The following is a 23,897-nucleotide window of genomic DNA, read 5'->3' on the forward strand; positions in this document are numbered from 1 at the left end:
TCTCCCCCTGAGCAGCGCCCCAGCGGCCGCTCAGACGCACGACGAGCCCCGTCGGTCCACGGACCGACGGGGCTCGTCGCTTCCCCGGCGATCTCGGTGCCGCCGTCAGCCGGCCCGGCGAGCTGACGCCGCACCACCGCAGCCCCTCAGCGGTGATCGACGGCGCTTCTGCGGCCTCTGCGGGTCCGACCGGATGAGGCCGCAGGACGGCAGCCCGTCAGCGCTGAGGGGCTGCGCAGGCGCGGCATCGGCGACGGCCCCATCGACGGGGCGCGCAGCAGCGGGGCAGCGATGGGGGCACAGAGGCCGCACCGAGCGCGAGGAGGCTCCCCGCAGGAGCTGCGGCGGGCAGCAGTGCGTCAGAGCAGGCCGCGCTCGTGAGCGCGGACGTCGTCGAGGGTGGCCACCGCGACCGCGGCCACGGCCCGGGTCTCCCCCACCGGCTGCGGATGCCCGCCATGGGTGTCGGCCTGGACCAGGGCGCCGAAGGCCGCCGAGACCAGGATGATCTGGCTGAAGAAGTAGAACCACAGCAGCACGCCCACGGTGATGGCGATCGAGAGCAGGTACGGGCTCGAGGTCATGGCCTGGATGACCAGCCCGCCGACCTCGCGCAGCACGTAGTTCCCGCCGGCGCCGAGGATCAGCATGCAGGTCATCACCCACCACGACGGCTTGAGCTGGGCGACCACTCGGTACATCAGGAACAGCGTGAGCGCATCGGCTCCGACCCCGACCGCGGTGGCTGCCCCGTAGGCGACCTCGCCGTCCATGAAGCGGACCAGGGGGCTGAGCACCGGCACCTGCCCCACCTGGTCCTCGAGCAGGCGCAGGGCGCCGGCCGCTTCGGCGTTGAGCACCAGCGAGACGGACAGCACCATCACCAGCACGAGCAGCCCCACGATGTCCCGCGGCACCGCCGCGGCCGGAGCTCCTCGCGAAGGAGGGACCTCGAACATCCGCCTGGTCGACAGCCGGATCCCCGCAGCCCATCGCCAGGCGGTGAAGCCCAGGATGGCGGCGCCCACGATCCAGGTGACGGTGAACTGCTGAGTGGTCTCCAGCATGGACACCGGGATCAGGCCCCCGTGCCCGGAGTTCAGCAGCCCCGGCACCGACTGCTCCACCGCGTCGATCGCCAGGTCCCGGAACTCGGAGTCCGAGCCGAGCCAGCGACCCATGATCGCGAAGCCGATCACGAGCACGGCCACGGAGGCGAAGAGCATGTTGTAGGACAGCCCCGCGGCCATCAGGGGCCCGCCGTGGAAGAGGTAGTGCATCACGAGCCGACCGGGCAGCAGGGTCCACACCGAGGCCAGAGCCCAGCCGAAGACGCTGCCGAGCTGAGAGAGCAGACCGGCCCCCTGCCGGCGCTTCAGGCGCAGGATCGACAGCTGCCTCTTGGCCTCACGGCGCAGCCCATCGCGGTCCACTGCCGCCGGAGGGACGGCCGGCGGCTCCAGGACGTAGGACTGCGCGCCTGCCTGAGGGCGGCGCGCCCCCTCCTCCTCCGGGTCGATCGGCGGCCCCTGGCCGCGAGCCGAGCTGGGCAAGGGCCCTCAGCGCGCCGGCGGCAGGAAGCCGACGGCGTCCATCACCTCGGACAGCGTCCGCGAGGTGATCTCGTGTCCCTTCTGCGCCCCTCGGGCCAGGATGCGATCGAGCTCGGCGGGATCGTCGAGCAGCTCCTGGGCGCGGGACTGGATGGGATCCAGGGTCTCGGCCACGACCTCGGCCAGGTCCACCTTGAGGTGGCCGTACATCTTGCCCTCGTAGTCGGCCACGATGTCGTCGATCGGGCGGTCCGTCAGGGACGAGTAGATGGTCAGCAAGTTGGACACCCCCGGCTTGGCGGTGCGGTTGAAGCGGATCTCGGCGCCGTCGTCGGTCACGGCCGACTTGATCTTCTTGGCGTTCTTCTTGGCCGGGTCCAGCAGGCGGATCAGGCCGTTCTCCGACTCGGCCGACTTGGACATCTTGGCCGTGGGGTTCTGGAGGTCGTAGATCTTGGCGGTCTCCGTCATGATCCGCGGCTCCGGAACGCGCAGGGTCTCGCCGAAGCGCTGGTTGAAGCGCTGGGCCAGGTTGCGGGTCAGCTCGAGGTGCTGGCGCTGGTCCTCTCCCACGGGGACCTGATCGGCCTGGTAGATCAGGATGTCGGCGGCCATCAGCACCGGGTAGGTGAACAGACCCACGCTCGTGGAGTCCGCGCCCTGCTTAGCGGACTTGTCCTTGAACTGCGTCATGCGCGCAGCCTCGCCGTAACCCGTGATGCAGTTGAGCACCCAGGCGAGCTGGCTGTGCTCCGGCATGTGCGACTGCACCAGCAGCGTGGAGCGCTCCGGGTCGATGCCCGCTGCGATGTACTGCGCGGCCGTCACGCGGGTGCGCTGGGCCAGCTCCGCCGGATCCTGCGGCACGGTGATCGAGTGCAGATCCGCCACGAAGAACACGCAGTCGCTGCCGTCCTGCATGGACACCCAGTTGCGGATGGCGCCCACGTAGTTGCCCAGGTGCAGCGAATCGGCCGAGGGCTGCACCCCCGACAGGACGCGGGGCCTGGTGCTGGCGGTCGGGGTGTCTGCGGTGGTCACGAGCGGTGCTTCTCTCTGCTGCGAGGACGACGGGGCCCGTCGTCGCGGATGATTCGGTGCTGGGGGCGCGGGTCTGCTCCGGACCCGCGCGGTCAGAGCCGGTAGTCGACCACGAGCGCGGCATGGTCCGAGACCCGGGTGTCGTAGCTCTCGGCGCGGTCCACGACGGCCCGCACGGCACGCTCTGCGAGTGCCGGGGTGGCCATGTGGTAGTCGATGCGCCAGCCGGCATCGGTGTCGAAGGCCTTGCCGCGGTAGGACCACCATGTGTAGGGGCCCGGGACCTCGCCGGCCAGGCGGCGGGCGACGTCGACGTAGCCGAGGTCGCCGAAGAACCGGTCGAAGTAGGCTCGCTCCTCCGGCAGGAAGCCCGAGTTCTTGACGTTGCCCTTCCAGTTCTTGATGTCCAGCTCGGTGTGGCCCACGTTCAGATCGCCCACGACCAGCACGTGGTCCGCTTTCTGGGCCAGCTCCGGCAGGCGGGTGAGCATGGCCTCCAAGAAGGCGTACTTGTCGACCTGCTTGGGAGTCTCGACCTCGCCCGAATGGACGTAGGCGGAGACCAGGGTGAGCAGCGAGCCGTCCGGCAGCCGCAGGTCGTCCTCGACCCAGCGCCCGGAGTCGTTCAGGCCGTCGCCCAGGCCCTCGCGGCGCGCCTCCGGGCTCAGGGTCCCGCCATGGGCGCCGCGGCGCACCGCGGTCAGCACTCCGGCGCGGCCCTTGGCCTCGGCCTCCTGGTGGTGGATCTCCCACTCCTGCTCGCCGAGCAGGTCGCGGGCGATCGCGTCGGGGGCGCGGACCTCCTGCAGGCACAGGACGTCGACGTCGCGCGGGGCCAGCCACTCGGCCATCCCCCGCTTGTACGCGGCCCGGATGCCGTTCACGTTCATGCTGGCGATGCGCAGCAGCTGCTCGCGGGGCACGGAGGCGCCCTCCTGCTCTGCGGGCTGTGCGGTGGTCTCTGCGCTCACCGGCGCTCCTCTCGTGGTCTGCGTCCGTTCATGGGGTCTGCTCGAGCGTCCGGCGCACTGGTCGGCGCCCGGCGGCGTCCTCCGAGTCCTCGGTCCCGGCCGGGGCCTGTCGGCTCTGCGGCCTGGAGGGTCCTGCTGCCTCCGAGCTACGCCGCACCGCTCAGTCGACGATGTCGCCGTCCACCGGAGCGGCGGAGTCCTGCACCATGCCCATGCCGTTCGAGGCGGTCACCGCGATCGTATCCAGAGCGCGGTCGACCTGGGCGCGATCTCCCGGGTTCGAGCCGTCTGCAGCGGGCAGATTCGCGGAGATCACGCGCGTCTGGACCATGATGATCTGGAACGAGTGCTCGATCTTCTGGTCGGTGATCGAGCGGCTCGGAGCCGGCGCGCTCTGCGTAGCGGCCGGGGCCCGTCCGAAGGCTCGCTGCGCGGTGCGCTGGGCCTCCTCCATCTGCCGGGCGCCGAAGCGGGCCGCCTTGCGCACCGACCACAGCACGAACGCGGCGATCAGCAGCCAGCCGGCGGCGATGCCGGCCAGGATCCAGCCGAGCAGCGAGCTCTCGTTGGCCGCCTGCAGAAGGGCCACCACGAAGATCACGACGAGCGCCGCGATCCCGATCAGCGAGATCCACAGCCCCGTGCGCCCAGAGGCTGCGGGAGTGCTCTGACGGGACGGGTTCTCGGTGCCGATCTGCTGCATGCCCCACATTGTTCCGCATCGGCACGGGACCCGCGAATCAGCGCGCCCGGCTCTCGCCCCCGGCGGATCCTCGTCCCGCGGTCCCTCGGCAGTCGGACAGGCCCCTCGGTGCGCCGAGCGCACCGAGGGGCCTGTCTCGTGAGGGCTCGCGGGACGAGCACGGCCGCGCCCCGCCGACGATCAGCCCTGCTGCGCCAGCCGCTCGGCGGCCGTGACCACGTTGACGAGCAGCATGGCTCGGGTCATGGGCCCGACGCCGCCGGGGTTGGGCGACATCCAGGAGGCCCGCTCGGCTGCGGCCGGATCGATGTCTCCGGTGAGGACCTTCTTGCCCTTCTGCGGGTCCTCCACTCGGGAGACTCCGACGTCGAGCAGGACCGCGCCCTCCTTGATCTGCTCGGCGCCGATCATGTGCGGCTGACCAGCGGCTGCCACGATGACGTCCGCGCGGGCCAGCAGCGAGTCCAGGTCCTGCGTGCCCGTGTGGGCCAGCGTGACGGTGGCGTTGATCTCCCGGCGCGTCAGCAGCAGCCCGATCGGCCGTCCGACCGTCACGCCGCGGCCCACCACCAGGACCTCCTTGCCGCGCAGCTCGACGCCGTGACGCTGCAGCAGCTCCACGATCCCGGCCGGGGTGCAGGGCAGCGGCGAGTCCATGGGATCCGACACGTTGAGCACCAGGCGCCCCAGGTTCGTGGGGTGGAGGCCGTCGGCGTCCTTGTCCGGATCCACGAGCTCGAGGATCCGGTTCGTGTCCAGATGCTTCGGCAGCGGCAGCTGCACGATGTAGCCCGTGCAGGCCGGGTCCTCGTTCAGCGCCCTGATCTCGGCCTCGAGATCCTCCTGGGAGATGTCCTCCGGCAGGTCGCGGCGGATCGAGGTGATGCCGACCTCAGCGCAGTCGCGGTGCTTGCCCGCCACATAGGAGTGCGAGGCGGGGTCGTCGCCGACCAGGACCGTGCCGAGCCCGGGGACCACGCCCCGCTCGCCGAGCGCGGCGACGCGCTCGGCGAGCTCGTTCTTGATCTGCCGTGCGGTCTCGCGGCCGTCCAGGATCTGTGCGCTCACCAGTTCTCGAGCCCTTCGTACAGCGGGAAGTCGGCGGCCAGCTTGTCGACGCGGGCGCGCAGGGCGGCGACGTCGGGACCGGGCTTCAGGGCGGTCGCGATGATGTCGGCGACCTCCTCGAACTCGGCCGCGCCGAAGCCGCGCGTGGCCAGCGCCGGGGTGCCGATGCGCAGGCCGGAGGTGACCATGGGCGGGCGGGGGTCGAACGGCACCGCATTGCGGTTGACCGTGATGCCGACCTCGTGCAGCAGATCCTCCGCCTGCTTGCCGTCCAGCTCGGACTCGCGCAGATCCACGAGCACCAGGTGGACGTCGGTGCCGCCGGTGAGCACGGAGACGCCTGCCTCGGTGACATCGGAGGCGGTCAGGCGCTCGGCCAGGATCCGCGCGCCCTCGAGGGTGCGCTCCTGCCGCTCGCGGAACTCCTGGGAGGCTGCGATCTTGAAGGCCACGGCCTTGGCCGCGATCGCGTGCATGAGCGGTCCGCCCTGCTGGCCCGGGAACACATTGGAGTCGACCTTCTTCTTCCACTCCTCCGTGGTCAGGATGACGCCCGAGCGGGGTCCGGCCAGGGTCTTGTGGACCGTGGAGGTGGTGATGTCCGCGTGGGGCACGGGGTTCGGGTGCAGACCCGCGGCGACCAGACCGGCGAAGTGGGCCATGTCGACCCACAGGGTGGCCCCGACCTCATCGGCGATCGAGCGGAAGGCCTCGAAGTCGAGCTGGCGGGGGTAGGCGGACCAGCCGGCCACGATCACCTTGGGCTGGGCGGCGACGGCCTGCTCGCGGACCTTGTCCATGTCCAGGACCAGGGTCTCGGGGTCCACCTCGTAGGGGGCGATGTCGTAGAGCTTGCCCGACACGTTGAGCTTCATGCCGTGGGTCAGGTGCCCGCCGTGGGCCAGCGAGAGGCCCATGAGGGTGTCGCCGGGCTGCATCATGGCCGCCATGACCGCCGCGTTGGCCTGGGCGCCCGAGTGCGGCTGCACGTTGGCGTGGAAGGCCCCGAACAGCTGCGTGGCGCGGTCGCGGGCGAGGTTCTCCACCACGTCGACATGCTCGCAGCCGCCGTAGTAGCGGCGTCCGGGGTAGCCCTCGGCGTACTTGTTGGTCAGCACCGAGCCCTGGGCCTCGAGGACCGCGCGGGGGGCGAAGTTCTCGGAGGCGATCATCTCGAGGGTGTCGCGCTGACGACCGACCTCGGCGGTGATCGCAGCGGCGACCTCCGGGTCCACCTCGGACAGCGGCGCATCGGTGATGCTGGGACGACTGGGGCTCATCGTGGCTCCTCATCTGGCACGGACGGTCCTGAACGTTCTCATCCACTCTAGTGCTCCGGCTCATCGTGTTCCGAGCCCGGCGGCACGACCTGCTCGAGGCACCCGAAGTGCGCACATCCCGACACCTCCGCAGGGACTGCGCCGAGGCCCTCTCGCCGGTAGGGTTGCCCCGGACCTGCTTCCGTCGGCAAGCGAATGCGCACAGCGCTGCTCGCCGACGACCGGCAGGAAGTCCTCCAGCCAGACGCACCGCCGCGCCCTGATCCTGAGCATCGCCGGCCTGTCTGCCGGTCGACTCGGGCCCAGCGCAGGACCCTCAGGAGTGCCCGTGAACGCCCTTCCGCAATCGCCCTTCACCGCATCGCTCGAGCAGATCCATCCCGGCGGCCCCGCCGCCGAGAGCTCCGCGGACCACCTGCGGACCACCTTTGCCGCTGTGATCTTCGACATGGACGGCGTGGTGACGGATACGGCGGCCGTCCACGCCAGCGCCTGGAAGTCGCTGTTCGACGCCCTCCTGGCGGATGAGCGCCTCCAGGCCCTGAAGTCCGACGGCACCATCGATCGCCGGGAGTTCGACATCTCCCGGGACTACCGCGACTTCGTCGACGGCCGCCGCCGCGAAGATGGCATCCGCACGCTGCTGGCCTCCCGCGGGGCCTTCCTGCCCGAGGGCTCGGACGACGAGGCCCCCGGCACGTGGACCGTCCAGGGCCAGGCCGCGCTGAAGAACGACTACTTCAACGCCGCGCTCGAGCAGAAGGGCGTCCGCGTCTTCGACGCCACGATCGAGCTGATCCGCCGCCTTCGCGAGGGCGAGGTCCCCGTGGGCCTGGTGACCGCCTCCCGCAACTCGACCACGGTGCTCGAGCGCGCCGAGGTCGCCGATCTCTTCGACTTCATCGTCGACGGCGCCATGGCCCAGGCCGAGGGCCTGCCCGGCAAGCCCTCCCCGGACACCTTCCTGCGCTGCGCCCAGGAGCTCGGCGTCGACCCGGCCGATGCGGTCGTCGTCGAGGACGCCGTGGCCGGCGTGCAGGCGGGCGCGGCAGGCGGCTTCGGACTGGTGGTGGGCATCGCCCGCCACGGCGACCGCCAGGCGCTCTACCGCGGCGGCGCGGACGTCGTGCTGAACGACGTCGGCGAGCTGGACCTCGGCGCGCGCCGCGACGACCCGTGGAAGCTCGTCTTCGAGGGCTTCGACCCGGCCGTGCAGGCCCGCCGCGAGACCCTGATGACGCTGTCCAACGGCTACATGGGCGTGCGCGGCTCCCACAGCGAGCGCTCCCAGGACGGCGTGCACAGCCCGGGCAACTACCTGGCCGGCGTGTTCAACCGCGTGGTCAGCCACATCAACGGCCGGGACGTCGAGCACGAGTCCATGGTCAACGTCCCCAACTGGACCACCATGGACGTGCGCATCGCCGGCGGCACGTGGCTGTCCGAGGGCGGGCTGGACTACTCCGACGAGCGCACCGAGCTAGACCTGCGCCGCGGCCTGCTGACCCGCACCATGACGCTGACGGATCGCGAGGGCGACCCGGCCGAGTCCGGTGAGCGCGCCGTGCTGAAGGTCATCCAGCGTCGCCTGGTCTCCCTGCGCCACCGCCACATCGGCGCGCAGGAGACCGTCTTCGAGTCGCAGAACTTCACCGGGCGCATCCACGTGCGCACGGGCATCGACCCCAGCGTCGTCAACGACGGCGTCAAGGAGTACCGCGAGCTGAACTCGCACCACCTGGTGCTCGAGGAGTCCACCACGCTGGCGGACGAGCAGGAGACGCTGCTGTCGCTCGTGCGCACCAACCAGTCGCAGATCCAGATCGCCACGGCCCAGCGCACCCACGTGGACGGGGCCGCCTCCGTGCGCGCCCGCCGCGAGATCCGCCCCGGCGGCACGGAGTTCCGCCGCCTCCAGATCGCGCTGCGCAAGGGCGAGCCGGTCACCGTGGCCCAGACCACCGCGGTGGTCACCAGCCGCGACGCCGCGATCGGCTCCCCGAGCGAGGGCGCCCTGTCCCAGCTGAACCGCAACCCGCAGGACTTCGGCCAGCTGCTCGAGGCCCATGTGGTCGAGTGGGAGCAGCTGTGGCGCCGCTACGACGTCGCCCTGGACGAGGAGATCGACAAGCGCCCTGAGGACCTGCTGACCCAGCTGGCCCTGCGCACGCACACGTTCCACACGGCGCAGACGCTGGCCCCGCACATGTCCCTGCGCGATGCCGGCGTCCCGGCCCGCGGACTGCACGGCGAGGGCTACCGCGGCCACATCTTCTGGGACGAGCTCTACATCCTGCCGGTGATCTCGCTGCACCAGCCGCACGTGACCCGCTCGCTGCTGTCCTACCGCTGGCGCCGTCTGGCGGAGGCGCAGCACCGCGCGACCCAGTTCGGCCTGCGCGGAGCGGCCTTCCCGTGGCAGTCAGGCTCGGACGGCCGCGAGGAGACCCCGCCCGAGCTGTTCAACCACCACTCGCAGCGCTGGCTGCCGGACAACTCGTGGCGGCAGTTCCACGTGGGCCTGGCCATCGCCTACAACGCGTGGCTGTACTACGAGGCCACCGGTGACCTGGACTGGCTCTCGGGCCACGGCTCGGACCTGATCATCGGCATCACGCGCCTGTTCGACTCCCTGGCCGAGTACGACGAGGCCGACGGCCGCTACCACATCAGCGGCGTCATGGGCCCCGACGAGTACCACGACGGCCCCCGCGGCCAGCACGGGGGCGGTCTCAAGGACAACGCGTACACGAACGTCCTGGCCGCGTGGCTGTTCCGCCACTCGGCGCACATCTTCCAGGACATGGTCGAGCACCAGCGCGAGGAGCTCTCGGCGCGCTTCGGCGTGACCGCGGAGGAGGCCGAGCACTGGCACGAGGTCTCGCAGAAGCTCGCGGTGCCGTTCAACTCCGACGGCACGATCTCCCAGTACGACGGCTACGACTCCCTCGATGAGCTGGACTGGGACTTCTACCGCGGCAAGTACCGCAACATCGGCCGCCTGGACCTCCTGCTGGAGAACGAGGGCGACATGACGAACAACTACAAGCTCTCCAAGCAGGCCGACACCATCATGCTGGTCTACCTGCTGGGCCCGGAGGGCGTGATCGAGGAGCTCGGGCGCATGGGCTACGAGGTCGACAACGACGTCATCCAGCGCACCGTGGACTACTACATCCAGCGCTCGTCGAACGGGTCGTCTCTGTCCAAGGTGGTCAACGCCTCCGTGCAGGCCTGGGTCAATCCGGACCGCTCCTGGGCCTCCTTCCAGGACGCGCTGGTCATCGATCTGGACGACACCCAGGGCGGGACGACCGGCGAGGGCATCCACCTGGGTGCCATGGCGGGCTCGGTCGAGGTCGTGACCCGGGCCTACGCCGGCCTGCGCGTGCGCGGCGACTGGATCGAGTTCAGCCCGCACCTGCCGCCGCAGCTGCACGACGTCAGCTTCAGGGTCCTGTACCGCGGGCAGGTCCTCAGCGTCAGGATCGACCACGAGGTCCTGGAGGTGGAGGGCTCCTCCAAGGGCGCCGATCCGGTGACCATCCACGTCGACGGCTCCGAGTACACGCTCCAGGCGGGCCAGAGGATCTCCGTGGCGATCGGACAGCGCACCGGCAGCGCCTGAGCCGCACCGTGCGTCCGTCCCTTCGCGACGGGCGCACGGCGAGCACTGCGACGAGAGGGTGCCGACGCTCCAGGAGCGTCGGCACCCTCTCGTCGTCCAGCCGGTCGGCTCAGGCCTCGTGCTGGAGGCTGCGGTGGCGCCGCGAGAGCTCGAGGTACTCGGCGGCGTTGCTCCGCACCGCCTGGCGCTCCTCGTCCGTGAGCTCGCGACGCACCTTGGCAGGCACGCCGGCCACCAGGCTGCCGGGCGGGACCACGGTGCCCTCGAGCACGACGGCGCCGGCGGCCACCAGCGATCCCGTGCCGATCACCGCCCCGTTGAGCACGGTGGCGCTCATGCCGATCAGGACGTCGTCCTCCACGGTGCAGCCGTGCAGCACCGCCGCGTGGCCCACCGAGACCCGGTCCCCGATGGTGCAGGGGTGCTCCGGATCGGAGTGCACGGTGCAGTTGTCCTGCAGGTTCGACCCCTCCCCCAGACACAGGGCGGAGCGGTCCCCGCGCACGACCGTGCCGTAGAAGACCCCGCTGCCGGGCCCGACCGCCACGTCGCCGATCAGGACGGCGGTGGGGGCGATGAAGGCGTCGTCGGCGACGTCGGGGAGACGGCCCTTCCACGGAAGCAGGGTGGGCACGGGCAGGGGCTGCTGCTGAGGATCCATGGCCTCACAGTACGCGCAGGACGGCGCTGCGGGGCCGGGTCTGCTCAGCCCTCGTCGGAGGCCACGAGGGTGCGGGCGTAGTCCAGGTAGGCCTCGTGGTCGAAGCCCGGCAGCAGCGCCGACTGCACGACCCAGCCCTGCAGCACGGAGAGCACCGCCTGGGAGAACATCTCGACCCACTGTCGGGCGCTGGCCTCCGCCAGCCCCAGCTCGGCGACGGCCCAGTCGGCGAAGACGCGGTCGATCGCCGAGCGCAGCGTCTCCTGGTGGGTGCCCATCAGCTCGGCGACCGCGGGATCCACGGCCGCTTCGGCCCAGGTGATCAGCAGCAGCCGGGCCAGCCGCGGCGAGGCAGCCAGCTGCTCGAGCGCGCCCACGAGCCAGGCATCGGGCTGGAAGCCCTCCTGCGGCTGCTCGGTGCGCGGATCCGCCGGGGAGATGGCCTCCAGGACGCCGTCCAGGCCCGTGCGCACGCACTCGGAGACCAGCTCGGCCTTGCCTCCGGGGAAGTGGTGGTAGAGCGCACCGGCGGAGAGCCCGGTGGCCGCGATGATCTGATGCATCGAGGCGCCGCGGTAGCCGTGGGCCAGGAAGCACTCGGAGGCGGCGTCCAGGACGGCCTGACGCCGTGCGGCGCGGAACTGATCGCTGACCCTGGGCATGTCCCGATCCTATCCGGAACGGGCGTTCGGGGCGGGCGGTCTCAGCGCCGTCTGAGCGTGGGCGTCTCCAGGACCCGGCTCGACTGGCGCACCACGAGCTTGCTCGGCAGGACCAGGGGCCGGCTGGAGGTCGGCTGGGCTCCGCGGATCATGGCCACGAGGTTCTTCGTGGCCGTGGCGCCGATCGCGTGCACGGGGGCGGCGATCGTGGACATGCTCGGGGAGACGTACGGCAGCAGCATGATGTTGTCGTATCCGATCACCGCGGCGTCGCGCGGGACCGAGAGCCCGTGCTCCTGCAGGGTGCGCACGAACCCCACCGCCATGAGGTCGTTGTAGCAGATCACTCCCGAGGTGCGGTGCTCCATCCAGCTCAGCGCTGCGGCCCGGCCGCCCGCGATCGTGGGAGCGACCGGCCCCAGCCGGTGGATGCGCGCGTGCAGCGCCGCTCCGGTCTCCCGCACGGCCCGCCATCGCATGCCGTCGGTCCAGGAGGCCTCCGGCCCGGCGACGTAGGAGATGTCCCGGATGTTCTGCGAGACCAGGTGCTCGACGGCCCGACGGGTGCCCATGGCGTTGTCCGTGACCACGGAGACCACCCCGGAGACGGCCCGGTTGAGCATGATCGTGGGCTTCTGCTTGGCCGTCATCCGCACGGCGGAGTCCGACATGCGGGACGAGACCATCAGAACGCCGTCCACGAGCGGCAGGACCCGCCCCAGCGCCTCCTGCTCCTTCTTGACGGTCTCCTGCGAGTTGGCCAGCACGATCGTGTAGTCGGCGTCGGCGGCGGCCTCCTCGGCCCCCCGCAGCAGATCGAAGTACACGGGGTTGGAGATGTCGCTGAGCACGAGGGCGATCATGCGGGTGCCCTCGCGGGCATCGGTGCGCCGAGTGATCGTGCGGGCGCGGTAGCCGAGCTCGTCGGCCGCGGCGCGGATGCGCTCGGCGGTCTCGAAGGACACGCGTCCCGGGCGGGCGAACGCGCGGGAGACGGTCGAGGGAGCGACCCCCGCCCTCCGCGCGACGTCGTAGATGGTGGGCGCCCGGCCCTTGGACGCGGACGGCCCCTGAGCGGCCTCCGACGGCACAGGATCGTCTGCTGGGGCGCTGCTCTGCTCTTCCATCACCCCCTCAGTCTGGCTCACCCGGAGCGCATCACAAAGCACGCCCGATGCGACCGGGCGCTCAGCCTCGCTGCTGGGCCGCCCTGCCTCGCCTGCTCCGTCACATTCGCTCGACGAGGAGTCGGAGGCAGCGCATCGTATAGGACATTATTCATTGACCGCCGAGCAGGACCCTTTTCGGGACAGAGCTCCCCCGGAGTGGGGACGGCCACAGCCTGCTCCTCTGCTCCGGCCCGTGCCAGACTGCAACAGCCTGCGCTGCGACCCCGGCTGTCCCGGGCCCCCTTCGCCAGCGTGCCCGCCCCTCTCATGTGGCAGTGAGAGCGGCGCCCCCGGGAGGAGAGACCCATGACCAACGGCGATGCACGCCGCGCCGCGCGCGAAGCGGAGAAGACGAAGTCCGGCGGCCGCTGGGCGATCGTCGGCGCCGCCGGACTTCTCGTGGTCGGCGGTGCAGGGCTGTGGGCCGTGACCGCCGGCGGGACCGGCGGAACCCCCTCCTCCTGCGAATCCACCGTGCGCATCGCCGTGGCGGCCACGCCCGAGATGGCCCGGGCGCTCGAGCACAAGCCGATCGAAGCCGACTCCTGCGTCCGCCTGGACGTCGTGGAGCAGTCCAGCGCGCAGACTGCCGAGCGCGCGAGCAGCGGCCAGCTCTCCGAGCCCCTCTGGATCCCGGACTCCTCCGGGCGCGTCGATGAGTCGGGCTTCGACGACGCGGTGCAGAGGCACACCCCGTCCCTGGCCTCCTCCCCCGTCGTCGTGGCCTCCGCAGACGGCTCCGAGGACCTGCCCGGCACCTGGACCGAGCTGCTCGAGGAGAACGGCGCCCGCATGGGCGATCCCCTCGACGACGGCGGCGCCCAGGCGGCCATGCAGGCGGTGACCGCCGAGGCGCAGAGCGAGAAGGTCGACCCCGCGGCGGCCCAGGAAGCGCTGACGCTGCGCGCCCAGACCCAGGACGTCTCCTCCCCGCTGCTGGACGCGACCGGGCTGCTCGAAGCCGTCGAGCAGGACGGCGGCCAGTCGATCGTGGCCGAGCACGACCTGCTCGATGACGACGCCGCCTCCGATCTGCGCGCCGGCGTGCCGGACAGCGGCACGGCCTTCCTGGACTACCCTCTGATGGTCACCAGCGGCTCGCTGTCGAGCTCGAACTCCGTGCAGACCGCCGCCGACGAGATCGCCGCCTGGTTCGAGACCGACGAGGGCCGCGAGGCCCTGGCCGATGCCGGCCTGCGCCCCGCCGACGGTGCACCGCTCGAGGACGACCACTCGATCGAGATCCCCGAACGGCTGGAGATCGAGGATCGCGCCGCCTACGACCAGGTGGCCGAGACCTACGACCGTCAGTCGGCCCCCCTCAATGCGCTGGTGGTCGTGGATGCCTCCGGCTCCATGGGCGAGGAGGAGGACAGCGGCCAGACCCGCTGGGACTCCACCATGGGCACCCTGTCCATGGGCGCACAGCTGTTCCCGGCCCGCGACAGCCTGGGACTGTGGCTGTTCTCCAGAGACATGGGCCCTGAAGGAGAGCCCTACATCGAGCTGCAGCCGGTGCGCGGCATCGAGGAGGAGGTCCCCGACGAGGACGGGCTCACCCAGCGCGAGGCCCTCCAGGCGGAGATGGCCCAGGCCGAGTACAAGGAGGGCGGCGAGACCGAGCTCTACGAGACCACGCTCGCGGCCTTCCGTGAGCAGCAGCGCAACTGGCAGCCCGGTCAGCTCAACGCGGTGATCCTGGTCTCCGACGGCGGCCAGCAGGTCTACGGCCAAGACGACCCCATGCGCACGGAGGAGCTCATCAGCACGCTCGAGCGGGAGCAGGACCCGGCCAAGCCCGTGCGCATCGTGACTCTGGGCATCTCCGATGACGCCGATCAGGTCGCCCTGGGCGCGATCGCGGGCGTCACCGGCGGCACCTACCACCAGGCCACGGATGAGCAGCAGCTGCAGCAGGCGTTCCTGGAGGGGCTCTCCACGGTCGATCGCTGATCCGCAGCGCCCATGAGCTGAGGCCCCCGCACCATCGGTGCGGGGGCCTCAGCTCATGGCGGCGGGGAGCCTCAGTGGAAGAAGTGGCGCGCCCCGGTCGTGTACATGGTCACTCCGGCGGCCTCCGCGGCCGCGATGACCTCCTCGTCGCGGATCGACCCGCCGGGCTGGACCACGGCCCGCACACCGGCCTGCAGCAGCACCTCCAGGCCGTCGGCGAACGGGAAGAACGCGTCCGAGGCGGCGACGGAGCCCTCGGCGCGGCGCTTGCCGTCCGAGTCCAGGGTGTTCGCCCGCTCGACCGCCAGGCGGCACGAGTCCACGCGGTTGACCTGGCCCATGCCGATGCCGACCGTGGCGCCGTCATCGGCGAGCAGGATCGCGTTCGACTTCACCGGGCGCAGCGCCTTCCAGGCGAAGGCCAGATCGGCCATGGTCTGCTCATCGGCGGCCTGACCGGCCACGAGCGTCCAGTTCGCGGGATCGTCGCCCTCGGCCTGGCTGCGATCGGCCACCTGCATCAGCGCGCCGCCGGAGATCTGACGGAACTCGAGCGGATTGCGGCCGAAGCCCTCCGGCAGGCGCAGCAGGCGGATGTTCTTCTTCTGCGTGAGGATCTCCAGGGCGGCCGGCTCGAAGTCCGGAGCCACCACGACCTCGGTGAAGATGTCCTTGACGGCGCGGGCCATGGCCTCGCTCACCGGCCGGTTCACAGCGATCACTCCGCCGTAGGCCGAGAGCGGATCGCAGGCGTGGGCCTTGCGGTGGGCGTCAGCCACCGGGTCCTCGGCGCCCGGTGTGGCCACGGCCAGACCGCACGGATTGTTGTGCTTGACGACCGCCACGGCGGGCTCGTCGAAGTCGCCCACGGTGCGCAGAGCGGCGTCGGCGTCGACGTAGTTGTTGTAGGACATGGCCTTGCCGTGCAGCTGCTCGGCCTGGGCGATGCCCGCAGACGCCGCCTGATCCAGGTAGAGGGCCGCGGCCTGGTGGGGGTTCTCGCCGTAGCGCAGGGTCTCGGCGCGCTCGAAGCCCAGACCGGCGTACGGCGGCATGACCAGGTCCGCCTGCGGGTCGTCCGCAAGCAGCGTCTTCTGGGTCCACTCGGCCACGGCGGTGTCGTAGGCGGCCGTGTGCGAGAAGGCGGCGGCGGCCAGGCGGCGGCGCGCGGCCAGGTCGAACCCGCCGTCCGAGGCGGCCGCCACGACGTCGTCGTAGCGGGCCGGGTCCACGACCACGGCCACGGACGGGTGGTTCTTGGCTGCCGCGCGGACCATGGACGGCCCGCCGATGTCGATCTGCTCGACGACCTCGTCTCGCCCGGCGCCGGAGCGCACGGTCTCGGCGAACGGGTACAGGTTCACGACCACCAGGTCGAAGGACTCGATCTCGAGCTGCTGCAGCTGCCGGACGTGGTCGTCCTTGCGGCGATCGGCCAGGATGCCGGCGTGCACGCGCGGGTGCAGGGTCTTCACCCGGCCCTCGAGGCACTCGGGGAACCCGGTCAGGTCGGCGACCTCGGTCACGGGAACGCCAGCCTCGGCGATGCGCTTGGCCGTGGAGCCGGTCGAGACGAGGGAGACTCCGGCGGAGTGCAGGCCCTGGGCGAGCTCCTCCAGACCGGTCTTGTCGTAGACGGAGATCAGCGCGCGCTTCAGGGGCAGGCGGTCCAGCTGGTTCTGGCTCACAGACGGTCACTTCCTGATGGTGGATCGGGGCTCGGCGCCGCTTCCGGCGCGCGCACCAGTCTAGGACCCGTGGAGGGAAGGCGCCTGTGCCCTGCTCAGCCGCGGGAGAGCTGGGCGACCGTGTCCACGAGCAGCTCCCGCTCGGCGGCCTTGATCCGCTCGTGCAGCGAGTCCTCGTCGTCCTCCGGGGCCACGGCGACGGCGGTCTGGGCCAGGATCTGCCCCGCATCGACCTCCGGGACCACGCGGTGGACCGTGGCGCCGGTGATCTTCACCCCGTGGGCGAGGGCGTCGCGCACGCCGTGGGCGCCGGGGAAGGACGGCAGCAGGGCCGGGTGGGTGTTGATCAGGCGATCGGCGAACGCTGCCACGAACTGCGCGTCGAGGATCCGCATGAACCCGGCCAGGATCACCAGGTCGGGCTCGCGCTCGGCCACCGCGGACTGGAGCGCGCGGTTCCAGCTGGGGCGGTCGGAGTACGACGACGGCGCCACGAGGAAGTCCTCGACGCCTGCGGCACGGGCGCGCTCGAGCCCGGCGCAGTCCTTGTCGGCTCCCACAGCGACGATCTCGGCAGGGATCCGGCCGTCGGCGACGGCATCGAGCAGAGCCTGTGCGGTGGTCCCGGAGCCGGAGAGGAGGATGACGAGGCGCATGTCTGGAATCCTATCGGCGCCCGAGCAGCCGCCGCGTCAGCCGTCGGGTGTCTGCCCGTGCCCGGCCCTGCGGGCCACCGGTGCGATCGGCGCAGGCCCGGCCCGTAGACTCGTGGCCATGAGCTCCGCACCTCCCCCTCCGAGCCCCACGACCCCGCGACCGGGACCGGGCGGCGACGGCGGGCCAGGCAGCGAGGAGCAGGAGCCGCGCGTGCTCAGCGGGCCCGCGGGCACCGCGCTGATCGCGCTGCTGGCGGTGGGCGCGGCCATGCTGCTGAGCTCCGGGCCGCTGTGGATGACGCTGGCCGGACTCGTGGCCGCCGTGGCCGGGATGATCCTGGCCGTCGTGGCGCTGGCGCGGATCCGTCGCGCACCGCGCAAGGCCACCATCATCATGACCTCGGTCATCGCGCTGGTCATCGGGCTGTGGAGCCTGATCGGCGGCGGCGCGCGGCTGCTGTTCTGGGACCAGGTCTCCGCCTACGACACCTGCATGTCGAGCTCGGTGACGATCGCCGGGACGTCGTCCTGCCAGCAGGAGCTCGAGGACGGGCTGCGCGAAGCGATCCTGCCGGGCTCCGCCCAGGATGCTCCGGCGGACGGGCCGACCTCCTGAAGAGGGCCGGGGCTCAGCGGTCGCGGACGGCCTTGCGCCTGCGCCGACGGCGCTCGTCCGCGGACTCCTTGCGCTGCCTCTTGGCCTGCACGGCCTCCGCGCGCTGGCGGCGACCCTGCTTGATCTCCGCGCGTCGGCGCGCCTCCCGCTGGCGGTCCGCCTCGGCGCGCGAGGCCGCCTCCTGCCGAGCCCGCTCGTCCTCGTCCTGGACGCTCCACAGCTCGTCGTCCTCGGAAGCACCCGCCTCCGGCTCGGCGGCTGCCGCGCCCGTGCGCACCGCACGGCGATGGTCCGTCCAGGGGCTGAGGATCAGGGCGATCAGGGCCCCGAGCGCCACCTCGAGCCCGACGGCCAGCGCCAGGCGCGCAGGATCGGGACCCACCTCCGTGAGGGCGCCCAGTCCCAGGGATCCGGAGGAGACCGCCCCCAGCAGCAGCATCAGCGCACCCGCGACCGCCCCGATCAGCACCGAGCTCAGCACGATGACCAGGGGCGCGGACAGCCACCGGCTCGGCAGGCGCACCGCGATCCACTCGCCCAGGTGGTCCTCGCCCTCGCGGGCGAACCAGTGACCGGCGGCGAACCCGCCGAGCACGAGCAGCACAGGGGCGGCCAGCAGCGCCGGCGCCGGATCGTGACCGGGCAGGATCGCCAGCACCGGCAGCATGGGCAGTGCCTCGGCCTGGGTTCCAGCCGGCGTGATCGCGGTGCCGTCGCCGATCGCGAAGCCGGCGCCCGAGGCCCAGGCGGAGGCCCACAGCACGAGGTTGGGCAGCAGGGCGAAGTGCAGCACCGCCACGGCGATGTCGCCGGGGATGTCCGTGCCGAGCGCGCGGTGGGCCTCGAGCATGGACTCGGCCCCGGTGGTCAGGGCCAGCAGCATGCACACCGCACCGGCCAGCACGGCGCACAGGGCGCCGATGCCTCCGGCGCGCAGCAGCGCCCAGAGATAGGATCCGGCCCACCGGTAGTCCTGGCGCATCCGCTGTGCTCGCGCGACCGTGCGCTGCCCCACCAGGGCGGCCGCAGAGCCCTCCTCGACCATGGCTCCGATCGCGATGAAGAGGCAGACGAGCCAGCCGCCGATCAGCAGGGCCCACAGCGGGGAGGCGGCCGAGGCCGGGGTGCGCCCCACGACCGCGACCGCGGCGGCCAGCACGGCGTGGGTGAGCCCCGCGGTGAGCACCGCGGCCCCGAGCCGGGCCCCCGAGGGCGCACCCCGTGCCATGCGCACGCCGACCGCGAAGGACAGCCAGGCGGTGAGCCCGCTGAGGCCCAGGGGCACCAGGCTCACCACGCCTCCCTCGGCCCCCAGCCCCTCCGCCGGGGCGATCAGGACGTCGACAGGAACCCCGAGGGAAAGCAGCCACAGCTGCGCACCGAGCCCGCCCGCGACCGCGGCGGGCAGATGCTCGAAGCTGCCCAGAACGGTCGAGAGCACGAGTGCGATCATGGTGAGCGCGAGCACGGGCACAGCGATGCCCAGCCCGGGCAGCACGCCGCGGTGCCAGGGCACCGAGACGGCCAGGATCTCCTCCGGGGCCCCGCCAGGGGCGACGGAGGACTCCGGAGCGGATGGGGAAGCCGGGGAAGCAGGTCGATCGGTCATCGCCGCACATGGTCTCACGCTCGCCTGCCAGTCCCCGGGGAGACGGACCGCACAGACGGCGGGCATGAGTTCACATCGGCTTCACCGCCAGGCCACTGCTCGGCGACGCTGCGTGCCCCGTGCAGCGCCACACTGGACAGCGTGAGAATCGCTGTCATCGCCGAACAGTTCCTGCCCCATATGAACGGAGTCACCCACTCCGTCATCCGCGTGATCGAGCATCTTCGGTCCCAGGGCCATCATGCGATGGTCATCTGCCCCGCCGCCGATCCGCTGCAGATGACGCACACGGTCGAGGCTCTCGACGGCGACGCCGCCGGACATCCGTCCCTGGACGGGCTCGTCGTCCACCGCCTGCCGGCCGTGCCGCTGACCGGCTACCCCGATGTCCGCCTGGCCGCGGGGCCGACCGCGACCGTGCGCCGGATCCTCAAGCGCTTCGCCCCGGACGTGGTCCACCTGGCCTCCCCGTTCGTGCTCGGCTGGCGCGGCGTCCAGGCCGCCCACCAGCTCGGCGTGCCCTGCGCGGCCGTCTACCAGACCGAGATCCCCGGCTATGCCGCCCGCTACGGCGCCCCGTTGCTCGAGGACGTGCTGTGGGGCCACGTGCAGACGCTGCACAACCTCGCGACCGTGACGCTCGCGCCGTCGACGTTCGCGATCCGCCAGCTGCACGAGCACGGGGTGCAGCGCGTGCACATGTGGCGCAGGGGCGTGGACGCCGTGCGCTTCGATCCCGCCAAGCGAGACGAGGCCTGGCGCCAGGAGATCGGCGGCGGCCGGAAGCTGATCGGCTACGTCGGCCGGCTCGCAGCGGAGAAGCAGGTCGAGGACCTGGCCCGCCTGGACGCCCTGCCGGACTCCCGGCTGGTGATCGTCGGCTCGGGCCCGGAGAAGGAGGCTCTGCGCCGGAGGCTGCCGAACGCGCACTTCGCCGGCTTCCAGGGCGGCGAGGACCTGGCCCGGACCATGGCCTCGTTCGACGTCTTCGTGCACCCCGGAGAGTTCGAGACCTTCTGCCAGACGATCCAGGAGGCCATGGCCTCGGGCGTCCCGGTGGTGGCCACGGGCCGCGGCGGCCCCCTGGACCTGGTGGATCAGTCCCGCAACGGCTGGCTGTACCGCCCGGGCGACCTGGGCCAGCTGGAGCACCACGTCCGCGACCTCGTGGGCGATGACGCCAAGCGGGCGGCCTTCGCCCGCGCCGCACGTGCGACCGTCGAGTCCCGCACCTGGGCGGCCATCGGAGACCAGCTGCTCGCCCACTACGAGCGCGCCCGCATCACCTCCCAGCGCCACCGCTCGGTGCGCCGGATCGTGCGCGCCGGCTGATCAGGGGACCGACGATGGCGGGGCCGGTGCGCTGCACGCGCACCGGCCCCGCCGTCGTGGCGGATCTGGTTCTTCAGCCCATCAGCTTGGCGACCAGCACCTCGGCGAACTCGCGGGTGATGTCGCCGTAGTTCAGCGAGAAGTCGTCGTCCACGCGGGTGGGGATCAGCCCCGAGCACAGCACGGCGGCACGGGCGTAGAGCCCGGGCAGCTCCGCGCCGATCGGCACCGACAGCAGCTGCAGGGACTCGTCCCACGCCGCCAGCGGGGCTCCGGCCTGGCGAGCGGCCAGATGCTTGCCCAGCCCGGAGTTCACGAGTCGGCTGTGGCCCGACTCGACGTCTGCCTCGGTGCGGAACCGGTAGCGCGTGCGGTGGTGGTGGTTGATGCGGAAGAGCCCGACCTGCTCGCGGTCGGTCGTGGCGTGCCAGGTGGCATCGGCCGGGTCGAAGCGCTCGGCCACGCCGTTGTACTGCATCTCCGCGCGCGGCAGTCCCTGCTCGACCTCCGACAGCGGAGGGAGGGTGTCGAGCATGACCGGACCGGCCTCGTAGACGACGTCGCACAGGCCCTCGGGCAGATGCTCCGCCACCGATTCGAGCTCGGCATCCATGATCAGCGACATGGAGTGGTCCTCGGGCGACAGCGTCACCACCGAGCCGCCCGCCTTCTCGGCCGCGGCCACGACCTGGGCCTCCTTCTGCGGCGTCCACCCGCCCGTGAGAAGCACCGAGCCGTCCACGAGCTGGGCCAGCGCCGGCGAGCAGACCTGCCAGCGGCGCACCGTCCAGTTGGCGTCGCGGATCGTCTCCAGGAAGCCGAGCGCGTGGAGGTTGCCCACGAACCACTCCTCGAAGCGCTCGGTGTCCTCGAGCTGTCGGGCCACGATGGACAGCGACGAGCGCTTGCCGCCGCCCAGGAACGTGAGCGCGTCCCGGAAGGGGCCCCACGACGACGGGTGCTCCCCGACCTCCGGGCCGATGAACTGCAGGGCGTCCGCCGAGCCGACCTCCGAGACCGCCGAGGCCTTGGTCAGCCGTCCCGGGTAGCGCTTCTCCATGCCGCAGTCGCGGCAGCGCCCGAAGATCCAGGTCGCCTTGGACTTGGGGTCCATGGGCGGGATCACGATGCGGTGCCGCCCCGTCCGCAGGCAGGAGGGGCCGTCGTGCTCCGGCAGCACGTTCTCCCGGGGCACCAGCAGCTGGCCCTCCTCGGAGTGCCAGCCCGGCACGAGCGGCAGTTCGAGATCGGTCTCGACCGGATGGGCCTCCAGGTTGTCGAAGGCGCCCTGGACGTACTCCTCCGGCAGCTCCTCGGCGGTCGCCGCCGTGACGGGCCACAGCGCATCCGTGGGCTCGTGGAGCATCTCGCCCTCATATCCCAGCGAGCGCTGCGTGATGTAGAAGCTGGTGTCGCGGACCTGGTAGGCGATCCGCTGCTTCACGGTGCGTCCGGCCTTGAGGACCAGGATGTAGTCGTTGGGCCGCAGCCGGCCATCCGGGCCGACCATGGGAGTGGACTCCACGGAGATCTGGAACGGAGGGGTGCGGTTCTCGGCCAGCTTGTGCCGCTCCAGGCGGAAGGTCTCCGCGTGGCGCCACTCCACCTCCAGGGTCAGGGGATCATCCGAGTCGGAGACCACCGTGATCTGCGGCGGGCGCTGCGTGGACCAGCGGATGACGTCGCCGGGGATGCGCAGCCCGCCGGAGAGACGGATCGACGGGACCAGCCGCGGCACCATCCCGGAGAAGTTGTCATCGGCGGTCAGCTCGGGGTTGCCGGCGCGCAGGACCTGGACGCCGTCGAACAGGGCCCAGCCCTCCGGCAGGCCAGCGGTGCCCGCGGGACGGAAGGTGAAGTCCGGGGAGGCGGAGTCCTCGAGGATCGCGCGCATGCCGGCGATCAGGTCCTCGTCGTCGCGGACCAGGACGCGGCACGGCCAGGCGGCCGGGATGTGGTCCACGGAGATGTAGGTGTCCGAGAAGCCGTCCTTGGCGAACACGACGACCGGGCGCGGCGAGCGCCGGAAGCTGTGGGCGCCGGCGGACAGGCGCAGCTCGCCGAGCAGCAGCGACTGCGGGTCGATGCGCGCGGAGTATGCGGAGATCCCCAGGTAGGCATCGCCGATGTAGGACAGGAAGACGGAGCGCGGCCCTGCGGTGGTCTCCAGCTCGACATCGCGATCGGCCATGTAGCGCTTGGGCACCACGAAGCCGAACTCGAACTGCGGATTGCCGACGTAGTCGACCGAGTCGACCAGGGTCAGCGATGCCGAATGCTCACCGGGCCGGGAGGTCGCCGAGCGGCGCACCGGCACCGGGCCTCCGGCGGACTCGCGCGAGCGCTCCCAGCGGATGAGCTCGGAGCGGGCGATCTCCAGACCCGGGTCGCGGGTGGAGGAGGTGGACCACAGCTTCTTCATCTCCGGCGAGACCTCGGTGTCGGCCACGTCGAGCCAGAAGTCCAGGTAGATGCCGAGCTCCCCCGCCGAGAGCCCCTGGGCCATGGTCAGCCCCATGTCCTCGAACATCTGGTGCAGCTGGCGCCGCTCGGACTCCCCGAGCAGCGACTGGGACAGCGCCAGGCCCACGGGCCGCTGGTTCAGAGCATCGCCCACGGGCAGCCCGACCTCGCCGTCGCGCAGCTCGAGCCAGTAGCGCACGGCGTCCCAGTAGCCCTCGGCGTCCTTCTTGAACGAGGCCTCCAGGGCCTTGGCGTTGTCCTGGCCGGCTCCGAGCAGGATCGACAGGGGCAGGTAGAAGGCCGTGGCCGCCTTGGCGCCGGTGCGCGAGGCGAGACGGGAGGTGTGGCGCCCGGCCACGGCGAAAAGGCACAGCAGCGCGACGACGGGCGGCGGGGCCAGCTCCTCCAGGGAGTCCAGGGCGCGGCGCGAGTCGCGGTACCACAGCGTGTTCATCCGCGTGAACGCCTCGAGGACCGGGGTGCGCGATCCGTCGAGGACCAGCAGCGGCGTCACCGAGTCGGCGATCGCGCGCAGGACCGAGGGCCCGTCCATCTCGTGCTCGGCGCCGATCCTGGCGAGCACGGCGTCGTCGAGATCCAGCGGGACCAGCTCGCCCGCCTTGTCGGTTCCGAACAGCGCCGCGCACACGGCGTCGTTCCAGCGCAGGTACTCGATCTCTGCGGCGCTGCGGGCGATCCGATGGTCTCCGAGGCTGAGTCCTCGCGTATGAGCCAACTTCTCCTCCGTCCGCGGCTCCCCGAGCCGCCGTCCTGATGCCGGATTCCGGTCGGCCGCGATCCGCAGCCGCCCCTCTGGTGTCATGTCCTGTGCCCGAACGGGTGC

The 23,897-nt window shown here is 71.6% G+C and carries 17 protein-coding genes; 4 read left to right on the forward strand and 13 right to left on the reverse strand.

Translation table 11 applies throughout. From position 1 onward, the window contains the following. Nucleotides 1-359 precede the first annotated feature (359 nt). The 6 genes from RF645_RS04260 to glyA form a co-directional block, all read right to left on the reverse strand. The gene (locus RF645_RS04260) at nucleotides 360-1,553 is read right to left on the reverse strand and encodes a YhjD/YihY/BrkB family envelope integrity protein (protein ID WP_006215513.1); all 1,194 of its coding nucleotides are present in this window, start codon (nucleotides 1,551-1,553) and stop codon (nucleotides 360-362) included. 6 nt (nucleotides 1,554-1,559) lie between these two features. Next, nucleotides 1,560-2,594 carry a tryptophan--tRNA ligase gene (gene trpS, locus RF645_RS04265; RefSeq protein WP_006215514.1) on the reverse strand — a complete coding sequence of 345 codons (1,035 nt, stop codon included), beginning with the start codon at nucleotides 2,592-2,594 and terminating at the stop codon, nucleotides 1,560-1,562. A gap of 92 nt (nucleotides 2,595-2,686) precedes the next feature. After that, nucleotides 2,687-3,517 (reverse strand): exodeoxyribonuclease III, encoded by an 831-nt coding sequence (locus tag RF645_RS04270; RefSeq protein WP_040561409.1) that lies wholly within the window; start codon nucleotides 3,515-3,517, stop codon nucleotides 2,687-2,689. Between the two features lie 208 nt (nucleotides 3,518-3,725). Further along, entirely contained in the window at nucleotides 3,726-4,268 is a 543-nt protein-coding gene (locus RF645_RS04275) for a hypothetical protein (protein WP_006215516.1), read from the reverse strand. A gap of 180 nt (nucleotides 4,269-4,448) precedes the next feature. Beyond that, complete coding sequence (locus RF645_RS04280) at nucleotides 4,449-5,336, reverse strand: bifunctional methylenetetrahydrofolate dehydrogenase/methenyltetrahydrofolate cyclohydrolase (RefSeq protein ID WP_006215517.1); 888 nt, start codon at nucleotides 5,334-5,336, stop codon at nucleotides 4,449-4,451. Further along, nucleotides 5,333-6,616, reverse strand: a complete 1,284-nt coding sequence (gene glyA / locus RF645_RS04285) for a serine hydroxymethyltransferase (protein ID WP_006215518.1) — start codon at nucleotides 6,614-6,616, stop codon at nucleotides 5,333-5,335. The genes RF645_RS04280 and glyA overlap by 4 nt, the downstream gene beginning before the upstream one ends. A 328-nt stretch (nucleotides 6,617-6,944) precedes the next feature. Between glyA and RF645_RS04290 the strand changes: the two genes are divergently transcribed. Continuing rightward, nucleotides 6,945-10,244, forward strand: a complete 3,300-nt coding sequence (locus RF645_RS04290; protein ID WP_006215519.1) for a beta-phosphoglucomutase family hydrolase — start codon at nucleotides 6,945-6,947, stop codon at nucleotides 10,242-10,244. Between the two features lie 109 nt (nucleotides 10,245-10,353). On the opposite strand, the gene RF645_RS04295 is transcribed toward RF645_RS04290, so the two are convergent. From RF645_RS04295 to RF645_RS04305, 3 genes are read right to left on the reverse strand one after another with little or no spacing between them, the layout of a single operon-like run. Continuing rightward, entirely contained in the window at nucleotides 10,354-10,905 is a 552-nt protein-coding gene (locus RF645_RS04295; protein ID WP_006215520.1) for a gamma carbonic anhydrase family protein, read from the reverse strand. Nucleotides 10,906-10,949: 44 nt separating this feature from the next. Next, entirely contained in the window at nucleotides 10,950-11,567 is a 618-nt protein-coding gene (locus RF645_RS04300; protein ID WP_006215521.1) for a TetR/AcrR family transcriptional regulator, read from the reverse strand. Nucleotides 11,568-11,608: 41 nt separating this feature from the next. Beyond that, entirely contained in the window at nucleotides 11,609-12,694 is a 1,086-nt protein-coding gene (locus RF645_RS04305) for a LacI family DNA-binding transcriptional regulator (protein WP_006215522.1), read from the reverse strand. Nucleotides 12,695-13,042: 348 nt separating this feature from the next. Between RF645_RS04305 and RF645_RS04310 the strand changes: the two genes are divergently transcribed. Further along, entirely contained in the window at nucleotides 13,043-14,689 is a 1,647-nt protein-coding gene (locus RF645_RS04310) for a substrate-binding domain-containing protein (RefSeq protein ID WP_006215523.1), read from the forward strand. 71 nt (nucleotides 14,690-14,760) lie between these two features. On the opposite strand, the gene purH is transcribed toward RF645_RS04310, so the two are convergent. Both purH and purN read right to left on the reverse strand, forming a co-directional pair. Beyond that, nucleotides 14,761-16,377, reverse strand: a complete 1,617-nt coding sequence (gene purH / locus RF645_RS04315; RefSeq protein WP_368818651.1) for a bifunctional phosphoribosylaminoimidazolecarboxamide formyltransferase/IMP cyclohydrolase — start codon at nucleotides 16,375-16,377, stop codon at nucleotides 14,761-14,763. Nucleotides 16,378-16,472: 95 nt separating this feature from the next. Beyond that, the gene (gene purN, locus RF645_RS04320) at nucleotides 16,473-17,033 is read right to left on the reverse strand and encodes a phosphoribosylglycinamide formyltransferase (protein ID WP_006215525.1); all 561 of its coding nucleotides are present in this window, start codon (nucleotides 17,031-17,033) and stop codon (nucleotides 16,473-16,475) included. A gap of 118 nt (nucleotides 17,034-17,151) precedes the next feature. Between purN and RF645_RS04325 the strand changes: the two genes are divergently transcribed. Next, nucleotides 17,152-17,649: a hypothetical protein gene (locus RF645_RS04325; protein ID WP_157796667.1), complete on the forward strand. Its 498-nt coding sequence runs from the start codon at nucleotides 17,152-17,154 to the stop codon at nucleotides 17,647-17,649. 13 nt (nucleotides 17,650-17,662) lie between these two features. On the opposite strand, the gene RF645_RS04330 is transcribed toward RF645_RS04325, so the two are convergent. After that, complete coding sequence (locus tag RF645_RS04330) at nucleotides 17,663-19,258, reverse strand: DUF6350 family protein (RefSeq protein ID WP_006215527.1); 1,596 nt, start codon at nucleotides 19,256-19,258, stop codon at nucleotides 17,663-17,665. A 141-nt stretch (nucleotides 19,259-19,399) separates the two neighbouring features. On the opposite strand from RF645_RS04330, the gene RF645_RS04335 reads away from it, so the two are divergent. Further along, nucleotides 19,400-20,590, forward strand: coding sequence for a glycosyltransferase family 1 protein (locus RF645_RS04335; protein ID WP_006215528.1), 1,191 nt, complete (start codon nucleotides 19,400-19,402; stop codon nucleotides 20,588-20,590). Nucleotides 20,591-20,663: 73 nt separating this feature from the next. On the opposite strand, the gene RF645_RS04340 is transcribed toward RF645_RS04335, so the two are convergent. Next, nucleotides 20,664-23,789 carry a hypothetical protein gene (locus tag RF645_RS04340; RefSeq protein WP_006215529.1) on the reverse strand — a complete coding sequence of 1,042 codons (3,126 nt, stop codon included), beginning with the start codon at nucleotides 23,787-23,789 and terminating at the stop codon, nucleotides 20,664-20,666. Nucleotides 23,790-23,897 lie beyond the last annotated feature (108 nt).

It is taken from the genome of Kocuria sp. CPCC 205260 (assembly GCF_040981045.1).
Taxonomy (GTDB): Bacteria; Actinomycetota; Actinomycetes; order Actinomycetales; family Micrococcaceae; genus Kocuria; species Kocuria palustris.

What these genes read in the sequence shown, in the direction of transcription:
- glyA (WP_006215518.1), bottom strand. Translation starts at nt 6,616, where the DNA reads ATGAGCCCCAGTCGTCCCAGCATCACCGATGCGCCGCTGTCCGAGGTG.
- RF645_RS04305 (WP_006215522.1), bottom strand. Translation starts at nt 12,694, where the DNA reads ATGGAAGAGCAGAGCAGCGCCCCAGCAGACGATCCTGTGCCGTCGGAG.
- RF645_RS04295 (WP_006215520.1), bottom strand. Translation starts at nt 10,905, where the DNA reads ATGGATCCTCAGCAGCAGCCCCTGCCCGTGCCCACCCTGCTTCCGTGG.
- purN (WP_006215525.1), bottom strand. Translation starts at nt 17,033, where the DNA reads ATGCGCCTCGTCATCCTCCTCTCCGGCTCCGGGACCACCGCACAGGCT.
- RF645_RS04325 (WP_157796667.1), top strand. Translation starts at nt 17,152, where the DNA reads ATGAGCTCCGCACCTCCCCCTCCGAGCCCCACGACCCCGCGACCGGGA.
- RF645_RS04310 (WP_006215523.1), top strand. Translation starts at nt 13,043, where the DNA reads ATGACCAACGGCGATGCACGCCGCGCCGCGCGCGAAGCGGAGAAGACG.
- RF645_RS04300 (WP_006215521.1), bottom strand. Translation starts at nt 11,567, where the DNA reads ATGCCCAGGGTCAGCGATCAGTTCCGCGCCGCACGGCGTCAGGCCGTC.
- RF645_RS04330 (WP_006215527.1), bottom strand. Translation starts at nt 19,258, where the DNA reads ATGACCGATCGACCTGCTTCCCCGGCTTCCCCATCCGCTCCGGAGTCC.
- RF645_RS04275 (WP_006215516.1), bottom strand. Translation starts at nt 4,268, where the DNA reads ATGCAGCAGATCGGCACCGAGAACCCGTCCCGTCAGAGCACTCCCGCA.